At 65.9% G+C, this 16939-nt stretch carries 18 protein-coding genes; 8 read left to right on the forward strand and 10 right to left on the reverse strand.

Translation table 11 applies throughout. The features are described 5' to 3' along the window. On the reverse strand, positions 1–710 hold a 710-nt coding region (locus tag AC1PPL_RS00005; RefSeq protein WP_479972346.1), incomplete at its 3' end, for an integron integrase. A gap of 489 nt (positions 711–1199) precedes the next feature. Here AC1PPL_RS00005 and AC1PPL_RS00010 point away from each other — a divergent pair. From AC1PPL_RS00010 to AC1PPL_RS00020, 3 genes are all read left to right on the forward strand, one after another. After that, positions 1200–1466 (forward strand): hypothetical protein, encoded by a 267-nt coding sequence (locus tag AC1PPL_RS00010; protein ID WP_479972347.1) that lies wholly within the window; start codon positions 1200–1202, stop codon positions 1464–1466. A 512-nt stretch (positions 1467–1978) separates the two neighbouring features. Then, positions 1979–2125 carry a hypothetical protein gene (locus tag AC1PPL_RS00015; RefSeq protein WP_312844080.1) on the forward strand — a complete coding sequence of 49 codons (147 nt, stop codon included), beginning with the start codon at positions 1979–1981 and terminating at the stop codon, positions 2123–2125. A gap of 241 nt (positions 2126–2366) precedes the next feature. Next, on the forward strand, positions 2367–2519 hold the full coding sequence (locus tag AC1PPL_RS00020; RefSeq protein WP_011805007.1) for a DUF3096 domain-containing protein: 153 nt from the start codon (positions 2367–2369) through the stop codon (positions 2517–2519). A gap of 6 nt (positions 2520–2525) precedes the next feature. Here AC1PPL_RS00020 and AC1PPL_RS00025 read toward each other — a convergent pair whose 3' ends face one another. Continuing rightward, positions 2526–4040 (reverse strand): transglycosylase SLT domain-containing protein, encoded by a 1515-nt coding sequence (locus AC1PPL_RS00025; RefSeq protein WP_312305239.1) that lies wholly within the window; start codon positions 4038–4040, stop codon positions 2526–2528. Then, on the reverse strand, positions 4037–4816 hold the full coding sequence (gene gloB / locus AC1PPL_RS00030; protein WP_479972348.1) for a hydroxyacylglutathione hydrolase: 780 nt from the start codon (positions 4814–4816) through the stop codon (positions 4037–4039). The genes AC1PPL_RS00025 and gloB overlap by 4 nt, the downstream gene beginning before the upstream one ends. On the opposite strand from gloB, the gene AC1PPL_RS00035 reads away from it, so the two are divergent. Both AC1PPL_RS00035 and rnhA read left to right on the forward strand, forming a co-directional pair. Next, a complete protein-coding gene (locus AC1PPL_RS00035) occupies positions 4815–5594 on the forward strand; it encodes a class I SAM-dependent methyltransferase (RefSeq protein WP_011805010.1) in 780 nt (259 codons plus the stop codon). The two genes, gloB and AC1PPL_RS00035, sit on opposite strands and share 2 nt — an antisense overlap. A 38-nt stretch (positions 5595–5632) precedes the next feature. Then, positions 5633–6079 carry a ribonuclease HI gene (gene rnhA / locus AC1PPL_RS00040; protein ID WP_015913473.1) on the forward strand — a complete coding sequence of 149 codons (447 nt, stop codon included), beginning with the start codon at positions 5633–5635 and terminating at the stop codon, positions 6077–6079. A gap of 26 nt (positions 6080–6105) precedes the next feature. On the opposite strand, the gene AC1PPL_RS00045 is transcribed toward rnhA, so the two are convergent. The 4 genes from AC1PPL_RS00045 to moaA all read right to left on the reverse strand — a co-directional run bounded on the left by AC1PPL_RS00045 (position 6106) and on the right by moaA (position 9741). After that, positions 6106–6441, reverse strand: a complete 336-nt coding sequence (locus AC1PPL_RS00045; protein WP_011805012.1) for a thioredoxin family protein — start codon at positions 6439–6441, stop codon at positions 6106–6108. Between the two features lie 82 nt (positions 6442–6523). Next, positions 6524–7882, reverse strand: coding sequence for a molybdopterin molybdotransferase MoeA (gene moeA / locus AC1PPL_RS00050; protein WP_479972349.1), 1359 nt, complete (start codon positions 7880–7882; stop codon positions 6524–6526). Positions 7883–7908: 26 nt separating this feature from the next. Continuing rightward, entirely contained in the window at positions 7909–8544 is a 636-nt protein-coding gene (gene mobA / locus AC1PPL_RS00055; protein WP_270175387.1) for a molybdenum cofactor guanylyltransferase MobA, read from the reverse strand. 60 nt (positions 8545–8604) lie between these two features. Next, positions 8605–9741 (reverse strand): GTP 3',8-cyclase MoaA, encoded by a 1137-nt coding sequence (gene moaA, locus AC1PPL_RS00060; RefSeq protein ID WP_479972350.1) that lies wholly within the window; start codon positions 9739–9741, stop codon positions 8605–8607. A gap of 146 nt (positions 9742–9887) precedes the next feature. On the opposite strand from moaA, the gene AC1PPL_RS00065 reads away from it, so the two are divergent. Further along, on the forward strand, positions 9888–10730 hold the full coding sequence (locus tag AC1PPL_RS00065; RefSeq protein ID WP_088886581.1) for a type IV pili methyl-accepting chemotaxis transducer N-terminal domain-containing protein: 843 nt from the start codon (positions 9888–9890) through the stop codon (positions 10728–10730). Positions 10731–11140: 410 nt separating this feature from the next. On the opposite strand, the gene AC1PPL_RS00070 is transcribed toward AC1PPL_RS00065, so the two are convergent. The 3 genes from AC1PPL_RS00070 to AC1PPL_RS00080 all read right to left on the reverse strand — a co-directional run bounded on the left by AC1PPL_RS00070 (position 11141) and on the right by AC1PPL_RS00080 (position 15401). Next, positions 11141–11701 (reverse strand): DUF2889 domain-containing protein, encoded by a 561-nt coding sequence (locus tag AC1PPL_RS00070; protein WP_312129060.1) that lies wholly within the window; start codon positions 11699–11701, stop codon positions 11141–11143. A gap of 74 nt (positions 11702–11775) precedes the next feature. Then, a complete protein-coding gene (locus tag AC1PPL_RS00075; RefSeq protein ID WP_015913467.1) occupies positions 11776–13209 on the reverse strand; it encodes an aldehyde dehydrogenase family protein in 1434 nt (477 codons plus the stop codon). Between the two features lie 107 nt (positions 13210–13316). After that, the gene (locus AC1PPL_RS00080) at positions 13317–15401 is read right to left on the reverse strand and encodes a sodium-translocating pyrophosphatase (protein ID WP_479972351.1); all 2085 of its coding nucleotides are present in this window, start codon (positions 15399–15401) and stop codon (positions 13317–13319) included. 240 nt (positions 15402–15641) lie between these two features. Here AC1PPL_RS00080 and ppa point away from each other — a divergent pair, with 240 nt between their 5' ends. After that, the gene (gene ppa / locus AC1PPL_RS00085; protein ID WP_479972352.1) at positions 15642–16172 is read left to right on the forward strand and encodes an inorganic diphosphatase; all 531 of its coding nucleotides are present in this window, start codon (positions 15642–15644) and stop codon (positions 16170–16172) included. Positions 16173–16386: 214 nt separating this feature from the next. Further along, positions 16387–16893 carry a chemotaxis protein CheW gene (locus tag AC1PPL_RS00090; RefSeq protein WP_011805023.1) on the forward strand — a complete coding sequence of 169 codons (507 nt, stop codon included), beginning with the start codon at positions 16387–16389 and terminating at the stop codon, positions 16891–16893. The last annotated feature ends 46 nt before the right edge of the window (positions 16894–16939 follow it).

Consider the following 16939-nt stretch of genomic DNA (forward strand, 5'->3'; position numbering starts at 1 on the left):
AGACAGGGATGAAGCGGGGAACACCCAGAACCATCCCAACGTTGTCCCATGCCGGGATATTTTGTCTCCAGTGCATGCGGAACGTCCACGCCACCGCGCTGCGCTTGCCGGTCTTGCTCCCACAGCGCGCGCGCAGCAAGCACCTGTTGGTGCAGCTCGGCTGCCAAGCTGCGCGGCAGCATTACGACCCGATCCTTGTCGCCCTTGGCTTGGCGTACCACGACCACCCCACGATCAAAATCCAGGTCCTTGACCCGCAAGCGCAGACCTTCCATCAGCCGCATGCCGGTACCGTACAGCAGTCGGGCCAGCAAGGCCATATCGGTCGGCAGCGCCGATAGCAGAACAGCCACCTCATCTACCGTCAAAACCGAAGGAATGCGCTTGGGCGTGCGCGGGCGTTGCACGCCATCGAGCCATGGCAGGTCCATGCCCAACACCTCACGGTAGAGGAATAGCAGTGCACTCAACGCCTGGTTGTGCGTGGCAGCCGCCACCCGTCGCTCGTTGGCTAACATGGCTAGAAAACCTTCGATTTCCAGCTGCCCCATGTCTCGTGGATGCCGCAAGACGTGCCATTTCACGAACATGTGCACCCATTGCACATAGGCCTGCTCGATGCGCAGGCTATAGTGTTTGTAACGAATTCGCTCACGGACCTGGTCCAGCAACCGTGTGGCGCGCAACACAGGAGGGGCGGCGGGTTTCATGGCTGAATTTAGTACTGTATTTTCATACAGCATATACGCCGTCAAGCTCGGCTACAAGCCCATTTCCGCGTTTTTTTCGCGCCAATTTAGACCGCAAGCGCCAGATATGGCCTGCGGCTTGGTGCGGTCTACATTACGTTAGCTGGCACGAAGCGCGTTTCCTCCATGCTCAAACTTCTCAGATCCCTGCTGCTCCCGGGAAACTCCCGCAACACAGAGGCAGCTAACCAAAACGTCCTGTCTGCGCTGAATCTGGAACTGATGAGTCATCCAGACGACGCAAGTCGCCAAGTTCTGCAGGTTGAGCTGGAGCATTGCTACGAATTCCAAGCATCATTCGCAGCACAGAAGGCACGAGTCCTAAGCATCACACCGTATGCTCGGTAAACATTTCGCTGCTATTCAAGTCATGTGCGCCACCGCGACGCCTAACTATTCCTTCAAGCGGACATGCCTTCGGCATGCCGCTTAAGTCAAACGTTAGAACAGATGAAAGCCATTGTGATTTCTGGCTGGCTACTAATCGGAGCCTCAGTCATGGCCGGGCTCTACTATGCGTACCTAGGACTCGTTGCTCTCAAACATTTACGTGATGCCACAGACATTGAAAAAACCGTCGGCTGGACACTTTGGTGGTTTTTAGAGGTAGATCGCTATGACGAAGTCGGCAAGAAAATATGCAGGCGCGGAAGCACTGTTTTCGTGCTCGCATGGTGCCTTGCCGCTCCCGGGTACTACTTGGCTTTTCGCGGCTAATATGTTGTGTCCTAACCCAGCGGTCAAGCGGATCCGCCTTCGGCGGCCCGCTTACCTAGTCCGTTGAGCGTCCGCTTTCAGCTGCCACCACAGACTGCTCCTGGCCGATTGCTGACTTAAAGCGTGTCAGTGCAACGTGACAGCATTGGCGAGTGACGGCGATGTTTGGCGAGCGAAGACGAGCTAAGTTGTTGAAATATAAGGGCTCTTAGACCCCTTTTAATCCATTGGTCACAAGTTCGAATCTTGTACGTCCTACCAAGTTTCAAAGGCTCTGTAGCGATACAGGGCCTTTTTTGTTTTTGCTTGGCCAATTGTGAGGGTAGGGGTGCGCCAACGTTTTGCCCCCCCCAATAGCTCCGTGATCAACATAGAAGGCACCCATGACCTGACTGCTTACCTGCTAGCGATGAGTAGTACAGCGTCGTATTACTCCACCGTACGAGTTTCAATCAGTCCGGGAACAACGGGGCGCTTCTAAAATGCCTGGACGTCCATCCACATTTTCAGCCATGAAGACTCTGCTTGCCATTGTGGTTGCTGCATTCACGCTTTCCGGTTGCGCGGTCTATCACGACCATTACGACAACCGTGGAGCGGGTCCCAAGAGCCACCCGCACGGGTGCCCTCCCGGTCAGGCGAAAAAAGGCAACTGCTGATGTGACGCCGCGCTTCGCGCCGTATCGGACTTTTTTTGGGAAAGCTCGGTGTGGCGCAAGAGAGGGCAAAATGCAGGCGCCCCGGCCCTCTGCGGCAGATTACGGCGTGCCCAGGCGTTGGTTCGGTCGGTCAGGGCGCGCCAAGTGCGCCTTGCGACCCGGGATCACCGCTAAAGTGATGGGCTAGGCGGCGCGCTCAGCGCGAGTGCTTTCCTTCCTCCCGCATCCCGGCAAAGTTCCCATGACACTTCACCTCAGCATTGGCCCCCTGGTTTCCCTCATCGCAGGCATCCTGATTCTGATCATGCCCAAACTGCTCAACGTGATCGTTGCGCTGTACCTGATCGTGATGGGCATCCTCGGCCTGTTGGGTATGCACACGCTGCGTTTCTAGCCAGACTTACCGTTTGCGTTTCGACGGTGTGCCGCCCTTGCGTGCGGGCGCACCGGCCTTTGCCGAGCGGACTGTCGCCCGGCTGATGGGTTGTTTCGCGCTGGTGCGCGCCAGCGAGGTCGCGGCAAGCCGCACGGGCAGGTACATCACGACCTGTTCTCCGGGCTTGAACTTGCCCGAAGTCTTCACGTCGTTCCAGTCGGCAACGTCTGCGGTGCTGACCTTGTAGCGCCGCGCGATGCTGGCCACGGTGTCGCGCTTGCCCGCGCGCACCGTGGTGCGCCGCGTCACGATTTCGGGCGTGAAGCTGACTTGGCCGTTGTCGGCGAGATGGCCCGGGACGTCTGCGCGCATGGTGGCCGCGCGGGGCACCATGAGGGCCGAGCCGGCCTTGATCATCATGCGTGGTGGAATGCCATTCACCTGACGCAAATCGTTTTCGCTCATGCCCGTGCGTTGCGCCGCGGTGGAGACGCTCATCGTGTTGGGCACCGTCCATACCGTCCAACTGGCGTATTGGCCTTCGGTGTAGGCCTCCAGGTTCTTGCGGAACACCTGGGCGTTGTCCCAGGGCAGCAGGATCTGCGGCATGCCCGCCGCAAGGATCACGGGCTTGTGCAGCGACGGGTTCAGGGCGCGGAAATCCTCGATGCGTACGCCGGCGAGACTGGCTACCAGGGTGACGTCCATGTCGCGCGTGATCTCCACGCTCTGAAAGTACGGATGGTTCTCGATCAACGGCAGCTCGGTGCTGAACTTGTCGGGATTGGCCACGATGTTCTTCACGGCCTGCAGTTTGGGAACGTACATGCGGGTTTCGGCGGGCATCGTCAACTCGGTGTAGCGCGTGCCCAGACCCTGTTTCTCGTTGCGCGCGATCGCGCGGGCCACGCTGCCTTCCCCCCAGTTGTAGGCGGCCAGGGCCAGATGCCAGTCGCCGAACATGCCGTAGAGCTTCTGCAGGTAGTCCAGTGCCGCGCGCGTGGACGCCAGCACATCGCGCCGGTCGTCGCGGAAGGCGTTCTGCTTCAAGTCGAAATAGGTTCCCGTGGCCGGCATGAACTGCCACATACCCGCGGCCTTGGCGCTGGACACTGCCTGGGGGTTGAAGGCGCTCTCGATGTAGGGCAGCAGCGCCAGTTCTGTGGGCATGCCCCGGCGTTCCAGCTCTTCGACGATATGGAACAGGTACTTGCTGGAACGCTCGGTCATGCGCTGCATGTAGTCGGGGCGCGTGGCATACCACTGTTCCCGGTCGCGTACCAGATCGGTGTCCAGGTCGGGCATGGAAAAGCCGCGCCGGATGCGGTCCCACAGATCGGCTGGCGCACTGACGCCAGCCACTGTGTGGCCGCTGGCGGCACTCGCCGTGATGGGCTGCAATGGTCCCGACGGATACAGCGGCGTATGGCTGGCAGTAGTGGGGTCGGTGGTGGATGCGGCGTTGTCCGTAGGGGCAGTGGTCGCGCAACCGGTCAACCACAGCAGGCTTGCCAGCCCCAGGATGTGCAGAAGTCTCATCGAAATTCGTTTTTCCATTGGCGCAGCGCGGCCAGTACGGCTGCGGGTTCGCGCGGGTCTATGAGGGCGTCGAAGCCGTGTGCGGCTTGGGCTACCGTAGCAACGCGCGTGCGCAGAAAAGGGTTGATGTCGCGCTCGATGGCAATGCGCGACGGCAGTGTGGGCTGATCCGCGCGGCGCCGGGACTCGCATTCGGTGATGTACTGGAGTAGCGCAGCGTTATGGGGTTCCACCGCGCGGGCGAACTTCAGGTTGGACAGCGTGTATTCATGGGCGCAGCATACGCGGGTGTTGCCGGGCAATGCGGCCAACGTATCCAGCGAGGCCTGCATTTGCGTGGGCGTGCCTTCGAACAAGCGCCCGCATCCACCTGAGAACAGCGTGTCCCCGCACAACAGCAGGGGCTCGCCTTCCATGTCCGCACAGTAGTAGGCGATATGCCCCGCCGTATGCCCCGGCACGTCCAGCACGGAAAACGTGAGGCCTAGCACCTCAAGAGTGTCGCCGCCCGACAGACGGATGAGGGGCTCGGGCATGGGCTCCGTGGCAGGGCCATACACGGTTGCGCCCGTGGCTTCGCGCAGGGCGTTCACCCCGCCCACGTGGTCGCCATGGTGGTGCGTGACTAGAATCGCTTCCAATGGCAGCCCAATGCTGCGCAGCGCCTGCAACACGGGTTCTGCATCGCCGGGATCCACAACGACCGCACGCTGCGCGTCGTACATCATCCAGATGTAGTTGTCGGCGAAGGCGGGCAATGGCAGCAAGTTCTTCATGACCGGCGAAATTATAGGTTTGCACCACTGGTTCGATACTGCCCCTGGCCGCTACCTGCTGGCCTGGGAGCAGGAGCGTTACGACGAGCTGGTGGCGGACATCTTCGGCTACCACGCGCTGCAGCTGGGCATGCCGGGCCTGCAGGCATTGCGCAGCAACCGCATGCCGCACCGCTGGCTGGCCGTAATGCCGCCGGAGTTGCTGCTAGAGCGTAGCGATGCGCAGGAGCCACCGGCGCTGCTGGCGGATGCGGTCGCGCTGCCGTTTGCCGAGGCCAGCCTGGACCTGCTGGCGCTGCCCCACACCCTGGAGCTGAGCGTGGACCCGCACACGGCGCTGCGCGAGGTGCACCGCGTGCTGGTGCCCGAGGGCAAGGTGGTCATCAGTGGACTCAACCCGCTCAGTCTGTGGGGGTTACGGCAGCGGCGATCGCGCCTGTACCAGCGCTGTGGCGCAGGGGGGCGGCTGTTCCTTCCGGACGTGGGGGAGTTCATTTCACCCGGGCGCCTGCGCGACTGGCTGCGCCTGCTTGGCTTTGAGCTGGAATCCATGAGCTTCGGCTGCTACCGGCCCGCCGTGGCCGGCGACCGCTGGCTGCAGCGCTATGGCTGGATGGACGCGCTGGGCGCGCGCTGGTGGCCGATCTTCGGGGCCGCGTATGTGATCGTCGCCGTCAAGCGCGTGCAGGGCATGCGCCTGCTGGAGCCTTCGTGGCGCAAGGCGCCGCAGGCGGCTGCCGCGCAGGTGCAGGTAGCGCGGCGCCATGGCCCGGGCTGAGGCGACGGGCCATTTTCTTTATTTCTGGGAGCTATTTTTTGAATCAGGTGGTGATCTATACCGACGGTGCGTGCAAGGGCAATCCGGGCCCCGGCGGTTGGGGGGCAGTGCTGCGTTCAGGCACGCTGGAGAAAGAGCTGTTCGGTGGCGAACTGGGAACGACCAACAACCGCATGGAACTGATGGCCGTGATCCAGGCGCTGGGCGCGCTCAAGCGCCCCTGCCAGGTGGCGTTGTACCTGGACAGCCAGTACGTCCGCCAGGGCATCACCGAATGGATTCACGGCTGGAAGAAAAAGGGCTGGCGCACGGCGGCCGGCCAGCCCGTGAAGAACGTGGAGCTGTGGCAGCGCCTGGACGAGCTGGCGCACCAAGCGGGCCACCGCATCGAATGGCACTGGGTGCGCGGCCATGCGGGCGATCCCGGCAACGAGCGCGCCGACATGCTGGCCAACAAGGGTGTGGAGCAGGCGCTGGGCCGCTGAGACCGGGTTCCGGGCCTTGCGGGTGATCAGCCGGTGGTGGCGGTGATGCCCTGCACCGCTTCATGGATGCTCTGAGCCGTCTGCGGGCGCACCAGCCGTGCCGTTTCGCGCCCGTCGCGCAGGAACACGAGCGTGGGCCAGAGTTTCACGCCAAAACTGCGGCCCAGGCGCTGGCCGGGGCCGTCCTCCACCTTGACGTGGCGCACATCGTCCCGGTCTTCGAGGGCCTGCTCGATGAGCGGCTGGGCGCGCTGGCAGTGGCCACACCAGGGCGTACCGAACTCCAGCACGGTGGGGCCCAGCCACTGGTCCACCGTTTCACGCGAAGGCGGCTGAGCGAGATGGGTGGCGGCAAACGGCATGGCGGCTCCTGCAAGGATGGCGATGGGGGCAGGGTAGGGCTGCGGCGCACGCGGCCAAGCCGGCCGCCGCTGCGCGGGCGTGTCAGATCACGCCGTCAAACATCATCACATCGACCATGTCGCCAGGTGCCACGTTGCCCTGGCCGTGGTGCAGCACGATGAGGCCGTTGGCTTGCACCATGGAACTGAGCACCCCTGAGCCCTGGTTGCCCGTGGTGCGCACCTGCAACGTGCCGTCTGCGGCCGTGGTGACCAGGCCGCGCTGGTATTCGGTGCGGCCGGGTTTCTTGCGCATGGCCTCGGTGCTGACGGCGCGCAGCAGCGGCGGTGCGCTGCGTGTGCAGCCCATCATGCGCAGCAGCGCGGGGCGGACGAAAGCCAGGAAGGTGACCATCACCGCCACCGGATTGCCCGGCAGGCCGAACAGCACGCTGCTGCCGTCTGCACTCTGAATGCTTCCATCTTGATAGCTGTTGACGCTTGATGGACGAGCGTTAGGATCGGATTTGGCTTGTAATTCGGGCCGAAGGCGGCCCACCGCCATCGGCCGGCCCGGGCGCATGGCGATGCGCCAGAACGCCACGTCGCCCAGCTGCTTCATCATGGTGCGCGTGTGGTCGGCCTCGCCGACGCTCACCCCGCCGCTGGTAATGATGGCGTCGGCCTCGGCGGCGGCACGGCGGAAGGCAGCTTCCAGCAGTGTGGGCTCGTCGCGCACCACACCCAGGTCGATCACCTGGACGCCCAGACGTGTCAGCAGGCCAAAGACTGTGTAGCGGTTGCTGTCGTACACCGCGCCCTCCCGCGGTGGCTCGCCCAGGCTGAGGATCTCATCGCCCGTGGAGAAATAGGCGACGCGCACCCGGCGGTACACCGTCACCGTTTTTAGACCCAAACTGGCCACCAGGCCAATAGCAGCAGGCGCTAGCGGCTCTCCTTTTGCTAGCGCTACGCGGCCTTGCATGAGGTCTTCCCCCAGCAGGCGGCGGTTGTCGCCCCGGCGCAGCACGTCGGGTGCGATGCGGATGTGGCCGTCGGGCTCGGCGGTGGTGAACTCCTGCGGCACCACGGTGTCCAGCCCTGCCGGCATGATGGCGCCGGTCATGATCTTCACGCACTCGCCTGCGGCCACGGTGCCGGTCCAGGCGGCGCCGGCAAAGGCTGTGGAGCCCACCGGGCGCAGCACCAGCGGTTGGCCGGGCTGCAGTTGGGCGCCGTCGAAGGCGTAGCCGTCCATGGCCGAGTTGTCGTGTGGCGGCACGCTGACGGGCGAGACCACGTCCCGCGCCAGCACGCGGCCCAGGGCGTCGAAGATGCCGACTTCTTCGGTGCGGGTGACGGGCGCGACCAGGCGCTCCAGGAAGGTGTTCACATCGGCGGCACGCAGCGCCTGCGGGTCGTAGCCCTGCAACTCGGCGGCGATCTGGTCAATGGTTTTCATGCGGTACGGGCAAGGAGGGTTGCAGCTCAGCGGTGGCCCAGGCCTTCCAGGGCGTGCAGCTCGGCCAGGGTGTTGGCGTTGTAGAAAGCATGCGGGTCGTCTCCCGGCTGGTCGAACGGAACCACGGCGCAGGCGTGCTGTTCGGTCCAGCGGTCGATTTTGCGCCCGCCGCCCTGCGTGAAGCGCACCAGGCTCTCCAGCAGCGTCACGCGCAGCAGGCAAAACACCGGTTGGGTGCGCACGCGCACGGTGCCATCGCGCTCGTCGGCCTCGGGTGCCGCTGCCATGGCAATGTCGGCGCCCTCGCGCATGGCGGCCTGGGCCAGGCGTGCGGCAAGGTCTGGCGGGAACAGCGGTGTGTCGCAGGGCACGGTGAGCAGCCAAGGGGTCTCGCAGCGCTCCAGCCCTGTGAGAAAGCCCGCCAGCGGGCCTGCGTAGTCGGCAAGGCCATCAGGCCACACCGGCACTCCGAATGATTCATAGGCCGCCAGGTTGCGGTTGGCGTTGATCATCACGTCGCCCACCTGCGGCTGCAGCCGCATCAGCGTGTGCAGCGCCAGCGGCAAGCCGCGGAAGTTCTGCAGGCCTTTGTCCACCCCGCCCATGCGGGAGCCGCGGCCGCCGGCGAGGATGAGGCCTGTGATGTCGTGGGTGTCGATCATGGGAAAGAAGAAGGGTGGTGAACGGCGCGCCGGGGCAGGTCCCTGCGGCGCAGCGGCGGCTCAGCCGCCGATGTAGCTCATCTCGATGCGCCGCTGGCCGCTGCCCGTCTCGGATGGCAGGCTGGCACGCAGCTCGGAATAGCGGTCGCCGCGCCCCTGCCAGATGTGGGCGATGGCGGCGCTGATCTGCACGTCACTGGCATTGCCGCGCAGCAGGCTGCGCAGGTCCCAGCCTTGCGAGGCAAACAGGCACAGGTACAGCCGGCCCTCCATGGACAGGCGCGCGCGGTTGCAGTCGCCGCAGAAGGCCTGCGTGACGCTGCTGATCACGCCCACTTCGCCCAAGCGCGGGTCGTGGCGACCGTCGGGGCCGGCGTAGCCCCAGCGCTTGGCGGTCTCGCCGGCGGACTGCGCGGCCAGCGGCACCAGCGGCAGATCGGCCTGCAGCTGCGCGATGACTTCGGCGGAGGGCAGCACCTCATCCATGCGCCAGCCGTTGGTGGCGCCCACGTCCATGTATTCGATGAAGCGCAGCGTGATGCCGGTGCCGCGAAAGTGGCGCGCCATCGCCGGGATCTCGTGGTCGTTGGTGCCGCGCTTGACCACCATGTTGACCTTGATGTGCTCCAGGCCCACCGCCTGCGCGGCCTCGATACCGGCGAGTACGTCGGCCACCGGAAAGTCCACGTCGTTCATGCGGCGGAACACGTCGTCCTGCAGGCTGTCCAGGCTCACGGTGACGCGCCGCAGGCCCGCGGCCTTGAGGGCGCGCGCCTTGCGCGCCAGCAGCGATCCATTGGTGGTCAGCGTGAGGTCGGGCACGAGGCCCTCCAGCGTGCGCAGTTCCGCCAACTGGGCAACCAGGTTCTCCAGGTCCTTGCGCAGCAGCGGCTCGCCGCCGGTGAGGCGGATCTTGCGCACCCCATGCGCCATGAACAGGCGCGCCAGCCGCGTGATCTCTTCAAAGCTCAGCAGGTCGCTGTGCGGCAGGTAGCGGTAGTGCTTGTCGAACACTTCCTTCGGCATGCAGTAGCCGCAGCGGAAGTTGCAGCGGTCCGTCACGCTGATGCGCAGGTCGCGCAAGGGACGGGAGAGCGTGTCCTGCAGCAGTCCGGTAGCGGGTGCCGCGGCCAGGGGCGCAGGGGGCTGCAGCACCTTGCTGCGCTGGTCCACGAGGGGAATGACACGTTCAGCCATGGCGAAATTGTGCCCCATCGGCGTCGTAGGGGTATGGCGGCTGCCCGCTAAATTGATGTTGATCAATCTGCTGTCACGGCAGCGACATGAGGTGCCTTTGACCAGTGTCATAGGGGGCGCGGGAGGGCGATTTGAGAATACGGCGCATGCAGAACCAACGCCCAGTCCCCACCCCTTCCTCCGTCGCCACCTGCCGGCGCGGCCGCCGCACCGCTGTGCGCGCGCTGGCCACCGTGTTGCTGGTGCCGGCCCTGCCGCTGTCGGCCCAGGCGCGCATGGCCCTGGCCACGGCCATCAACCGCACGGCGCGCTTTCGGGCGCTGTCCCAGCGCACCGCCAAGGTCTACGGCCAGCTGTACCTGAACGTGGGCGCCGCGCGCGCCCGCGATGCGCTGGAACACACCCGCCGGCAGGTGCATTCCGGCTTTGAGGACATGGACCGCCAGAGCTGGCCGCCCGAGGTGGCGCGGCTGCTGGCGGACGTGCGCCGCAACGCGGACCGCCTGGACGCGCTCACGGCCCAGGCGCCGACGAAGGAGGGCTTTCAGGCCGTGTCGGCCCAGGCCGACCAGATGCTGGCTGCTGCCAACACCACCACCGAGGCCCTCGAGCGCCTGGCCCAGGCGCCCACGGCACGCCTGGTCAACACCGCCGGGCGCCAGCGCATGCTGTCGCAGCGCCTGGCCAAGAACTATGAGCTGTTGGCCGCCGGCCTTGACAGCCGCACGGTGCGCGAGCAGATGACGGGCGACGCCGATGAGTTCCAGCGTGCCCTCGCGCAGTTGAACAAGGCACCCATCTCCACCCCTGCCATCCGCTCGGCACTGGAACTGGGCCAGGCGCAGTGGGTGTTTTTCGAGGCCGCCCTCAAGCGCCAACCAGACCCGCGCGGCCTGGAAAACGTGGCCACCACCAGCGAGCGCCTGCTGGAGGTTACGGACAGCTTGACTTCGCTGTACGAGGTGGCCCTGCAGGACGTGCTGGGCTGACCCCTGCGGCCACAGAGCAACTGCGTGTCTCATCGGCGCGGCGCCCGGCTGCACCGCTTTTCCGGGGGAGGGAAGGCCGACGTGGCTGGGCTGGTTGCCCCGCTGGGCAGCAGCTGTGGCGCGCGGGACACGGCTTTGGCTCGACCGCCCCAGCCGCGCGCCCCCGGCGGATGTGCCACGCCACTCTCCACTCGCTCTACTAACCAGGGGCTGGCTAACCAGGGGTTGGCGCAGGCCGTCCGTCGGGCCGAGCCGTTCAAGCGCTATTCAGCCTCCGCGAGTGTTCGCATGGTGAACCTGAGCCGCGCGCCAGCACATGCGGTCGATCTAAATCAGGCCTATGGGCAAAAAGTGCCTCTAGCGCCCGTGTAGAAAGCGCGGGCAGCTATTGAATCGGGAGCGATTGCCGATCAGGCTGCCTTCGGCGTGCGCGGCGCGCGGCCGTAGAACTGCGGGTAGTGCTCCTTCACTCCCTGACCGCTGAAGTCCCAACCCGTGCACTGGCCCAAGTGGCGCGGCGGCTCGTCGCCTTCATTCTGGAATGCGGCGTGAATCGTCTGGAACGTGGCCGTGGCCAGGTTGAACAGCAGTTCCCGCAGATGGGTGCAACCGGCCACGCCGCCCAGGTGGGTCTGGATGGACTGGCGCCAGCCGCGCGCCATGCTGCAGCCCACCATCGCCTGGAGGGCGCGCTGCGCTTGTGTGCAGCCCGCCAGGGGGTGGGCATCCATGGCGGATTCGATGGCGCGCACCACCAGGTCGCGGTCCACGGTGACGCGCAGCCACAGGTGGTGGATGGGTTCGCCGGCGCGGCGCACGCCGTCCGGGTAGCGCAGCGACGGCAGGTCCTGCGGCTTGCTGTCGTGCAGCTCGCCCTCGATGTCCCAGAGCCCGTCCTCGCGCTCGTAACCCTGGTAGGTGACGCGTCGGACATGGCGGGCAGTGCGGGGGGAAGGGGATGACAGAGGCATGGGTCGAGATGGGAAACGTATCAGCGGGCAAGCGAGCACTGGAAAGGCACCGCAGGGCACGCGGTTCGCAGGGATCAGCCGTGGCGGATGGCCACGGTCTTGAGGGTGGTGAAGCCGTAGAGCGCCTCGAAACCCTTCTCGCGTCCGTGTCCGCTGGACTTCACGCCGCCAAACGGCAATTCGACGCCGCCGGCCGCGCCGTAGTTGTTGATGAACACCTGGCCGCTGGCAATGCGCCGCGCCATGCGGAACTGGCGCGCGCCATCGCGCGTCCACACCCCCGCCACCAGGCCAAAGGGCGTGCCGTTGGCGAGCTCCACGGCGTGGTCTTCGTCGTCGAAGGGCATGGCGGCCAGCACGGGTCCGAAGATTTCCTCCTGCGCCAGGCGGTGCTGCGCCGGTACGTCGCGCAGCAGGGTGGGTGCCTGGTAGAAGCCCGTGTCGGGCGCTTCGTCCACCACGGTGCCCTGCGCGGCCAGGGGAATGCCAGCCACCTGCGCATCGGACAGGTAATCCCACACGCGCTGCTGCTGGCTCTGGCGGATCAGCGGCCCCAGGTCCAGGTCCATGGCGGCGGGGCCCACGCGCAGCGCCTCGAAGGCCTTTGACAGGCGCTCCAGCAGCGGTTCGTAGATCAGGGAATCGATCAGCACGCGCGAGCCGGCCGAGCAGGTTTGCCCAGCGTTCTGCACGATGGCGTTCACGAGCACGGGCACGGCGGCGTCCAGGTCGGCGTCGGCAAAGACGATCTGCGGGCTCTTGCCGCCCAGCTCCAGCGTGACCGGGCAGTGGCGCTCTGCGGCGGCCTGCTGGATCAGCGTGCCCACCTTGGGGCTGCCGGTGAAGCTGATGTGCTGGATGCCGGGGTGGCGCGCCAGCGCGTCGCCGACCTCGTGGCCGTAGCCGGTCACGATGTTCAGCGCGCCGGCGGGGAAGCCCACCTCGACCGCCAACTGGGCCACGCGCAGCAGGGACAGGCAGGCGTCCTCGGCCGGCTTGACCACGCACACGTTGCCGGCCGCCAGTGCGGCGCCCACGCAGCGCCCGAAGATCTGCATGGGGTAGTTCCACGGCACGATGTGGCCGGTCACGCCATGCGGCTCGCGCCAGGTCAACACGCTGAAGCCGTCGGGGTAGGGAATGGTCTCGCCGTGCAGCTTGTCGCAGGCGCCGGCGTAGAACTCGAAGTAGCGCGCCAGGGCGTGTGCGTCGGCCCGTGCCTGCCGGGTGGGCTTGCCGCAGTCGCGTTGCTCGATGGCGGCCAACTCCTCGGCATGCTCGGTGATCTTGGCCGACAGCCGCATCAGCAGCCTGCCACGCTCGGCCGGGGCCAGCTTGCGCCACACGCTGTGGTAGCACTGCTGCGCCGCATGCACGGCGGCATCGATGTCCTCGGCCGTGCCGCGCTGGATTTCGTCGTACGGCTGGCCGTCGGAGGGGTCGATCACGGCAATGGTGCGGCCCGAAGTCGAGGCCACGCCGGCGTTGGCGATGTGGTGGAGCTGCATGGGCCTGATTGTGCGGCAGGCGCGCGCAGCGTGCTGGGCTACGAGCCGGAGTGCCGTCCAACGCCCAAGGGACGGGCGCTGGCAGCTTCTTTTTTGATAGTGTCGGGTCAGCCGGCGTGGAACTTCACCACCAGCGGCACGATGAGCAGCGCCACGATATTGATGATCTTGATGAGCGGGTTCACCGCCGGGCCGGCCGTGTCCTTGTAGGGGTCGCCCACGGTGTCGCCGGTGACGGCGGCCTTGTGCGCGTCGCTGCCCTTGCCGCCGTGGTGGCCGTCCTCGATGAACTTTTTGGCGTTGTCCCAGGCGCCACCGCCGGTGCACATGCTGATGGCCACGAACAGGCCCGTGACGATGGTGCCCATGAGCAGGCCGCCCAGCGCCTTCGGCCCCAGCGCCAGGCCCACGATGATGGGCACGGCCACGGGCAGCAGGCTGGGGATGATCATCTCCTTGATGGCGGCGCTGGTCAGCATGTCCACCGCGCGGCCGTACTCGGGCTTGGCCGTGCCTTCCATGATGCCTGGGATCTCGCTGAACTGGCGACGCACCTCCACTACCACGCTGCCGGCGGCGCGGCCCACGGCCTCCATGGCCATGGCGCCGAAAAGGTAGGGAATGAGCCCGCCGATGAACAGGCCCACGATGACCATCGGGTCGCTCAGGTCGAAGCGGATCGCCTGGCCGAAGCTCTCCAGCTTGTGCGTGTAGTCGGCGAACAGCACCAGTGCTGCCAGGCCCGCCGAGCCGATGGCGTAGCCCTTGGTCACGGCCTTGGTGGTGTTGCCCACGGCGTCCAGCGGGTCGGTGATGTCGCGCACACTGCTGGGCAGCTCGGCCATCTCGGCAATGCCGCCAGCGTTGTCGGTGATGGGGCCGTAGGCGTCCAGCGCCACCACGATGCCCGCCATGCTGAGCATGGACATGGCGGCCACGGCCACGCCGTACAGGCCCGCCAGCGTGTACGACACGATGATGGCCGCGCACACGAAGATCACCGGCCAGGCCGTGGAGCGCATGGACACGCCCAGACCCGCAATGATGTTGGTGCCATGCCCCGTGGTGGACGCCTGCGCGATGTGGCGCACGGGCGAATATTGCGTGCCGGTGTAGAACTCCGTGATCCACACCAGCGCCGCCGTCAGCACCAGGCCGGTGGCGCAGGCGCCGAACAGCCGCATCTGCGCGCCCGTGCCGCCCAGCGCGTTGTCGGGGATGACCCAGGCCGTGACGAACCAGAAGGCGACGAGCGACAACACGCCCGCGATGGCCAGCCCCCGGTACAGCGCGGGCATCACGTTGCGCATGCCCGGGCCGGCCTGCACGAAGAAGCAGCCGATGATGGAGGCGATGATGGAGACGGCCCCCAGCGCCAGCGGGTAGGTCACGGCCGCGACGGGCGCAGCACCCACCAGCAGCGCGCCCAGCGCCATCGTGGCGATGAGGGTGACGGCATAGGTCTCGAACAGGTCGGCCGCCATACCGGCGCAGTCACCGACGTTGTCGCCCACGTTGTCGGCGATCACGGCGGGGTTGCGAGGGTCGTCCTCGGGGATGCCGGCCTCCACCTTGCCGACCAGGTCCGCGCCCACGTCGGCACCCTTGGTGAAGATGCCCCCGCCCAGGCGGGCAAAGATGGAAATCAGCGACGAGCCGAACGCAAAGCCGATCAGCGGGTTGAGCAGCGCCGGCAGGCTGGCCGTGGGGGTGAGCCGGCCATTGCCGATCAGGAACCACGCGAAGGCGGTCACGCCCAGCAGGCCCAGGCCCACCACCAGCATGCCCGTGATGGCCCCGCCGCGGAAGGCAACCTGCAGCGCCGGGCCCATGCCCTGCGTGGCGGCCTGGGCCGTGCGCACGTTGGCGCGCACCGAGACGTTCATGCCGATGAAGCCGCAGGCGCCGGAGAGTACCGCGCCGATGACGAAGCCCACGGCGGTGGTGCCGTCCAGGAACGCCGCAATGAGGATGGCCAGCACGATGCCGACGAAGGCGATGGTCTTGTATTGCCGTGCGAGGTAGGCCGCCGCGCCCATCTGGATGGCGCCGGCGATCTCCTGCATGCGGGCGTTGCCCGCGTCCTTGGAAAGGATCCAGCTGCGTGCCCACAGTCCGTAGGCCACAGCAATCAGTCCGCAAACCAGAGCCAGGATGAGAGGGGCAGTCAGCGCCGAGGTGGAACCAGCCATTCGTTATCTCCATCGGTTGTCAGTTGCACGGAGGGGGAAGCGCAACGCATGGGGGAAGTGCTTCCGCTGCGTTGCTTCCTCGTGCCCCGGTGGCGGGAGACGATTGGCCAACGCAGCCATTTAACGCGAAACCCCCGGTGCAAGCAAGCTGCAAGGGGCGTGCGCCTAAAATCACGGGCCGCCTTGCGCACCGCCCCCGGGGCGAAGGCCGTGTCATTCCAACCACTCAACCCCCAAACCATGTCGCTGAACAACGTCAAGCCCGGCAAGAACATTCCCGAAACCTTCAATGTGGTGATCGAGATCCCGGCGGAATCCGATCCCATCAAGTACGAAGTGGACAAGGAGTCGGGTGCCGTCTTCGTGGACCGTTTCCTGACCACGGCCATGTACTACCCCTGCAACTACGGCTACGTGCCCCAGACCCTGTCGGGCGACGGCGACCCGGTGGACGTGTTGGTGATCACCCCGTACCCGCTGCACCCCGGCGTGGTGGTGCCCTGCCGCGCGCTGGGCATCCTGAAGATGGAAGACGAGGCCGGCGTGGACGGCAAAGTGCTGGCCGTCCCCACTACCAAGATCCTCAAGATGTACGAGCCCTGGAAGACCGTGGCGGATGTGAACCCCATGCGCCTGAAGGCCATCAGCCACTTCTTCGAGCACTACAAGGACCTGGAAGAAGGCAAGTGGGTCAAGGTGCTGGGCTGGGAAGGCATCGATGCCGCCCACAAGGAAATCCTGGACGGCGTGGAAAACTACAAGAAAGCCTGATGGTGGCGGGGTGCGGCCCGTATCGCACCCACTCCCTCATCCAGCTCGCTGGCACATGCCCGCGGGCTTTTTTCTTGCGGGGATTTCGGCTTCTGGCAAAATTGTCAGCATAAGTAACCGATGACTGCTATGCTGCCAGGGCGTGCGCGACGCTGGTGTGGCCGGCGGTGCCCGACCTGCGCGCAAGCGCGAGAACATTTCCCTAGGAGTTGCCATGTCGTCTTCCATCGCCCAGCGTCCTTCGTACGGCAACGCCAACGCCAGCGGTGCCGCGGAATACCTGACCTTCCGCCTGGGTGAGGAGGAATACGGCATCGACATCCTGCGCGTGCAGGAAATCCGCTCCTACGAGCAACCCACCCGCATGGCGCACGCGCCGGAGTTCATCAAGGGCGTGATCGATCTGCGCGGCGTGATCGTGCCGATCGTCGACCTGCGCCTGAAGTTGCACTGCGCCAGCGCCGACTACACCGACTTCACCGTGGTCATCATCCTCAACGTGGGTGGCACGGTGCTGGGCGCTGTGGTGGATGCCGTGGCCGACGTGGTGGCTCTGCCGGCCGATGCCATCAAGCCCGCACCGCAGTTCCAGGGGCAGGTGGATTCGTCCTTTGTGCGCGGCATCGCGACCGTGGGCGAGCGCATGCTGATCGTGGTGGACATCGAATCGTTGCTCAGCAGTTCTGAGATGGGATTGGTGCAGTCGGTCGCGACGGCCTGAGGGCCTTCTCGCTGTATCTCTGCCAAGCGCGCCCATGGGCGCGCTT

This window comes from Diaphorobacter sp. B2A2W2, from assembly GCF_056730635.1.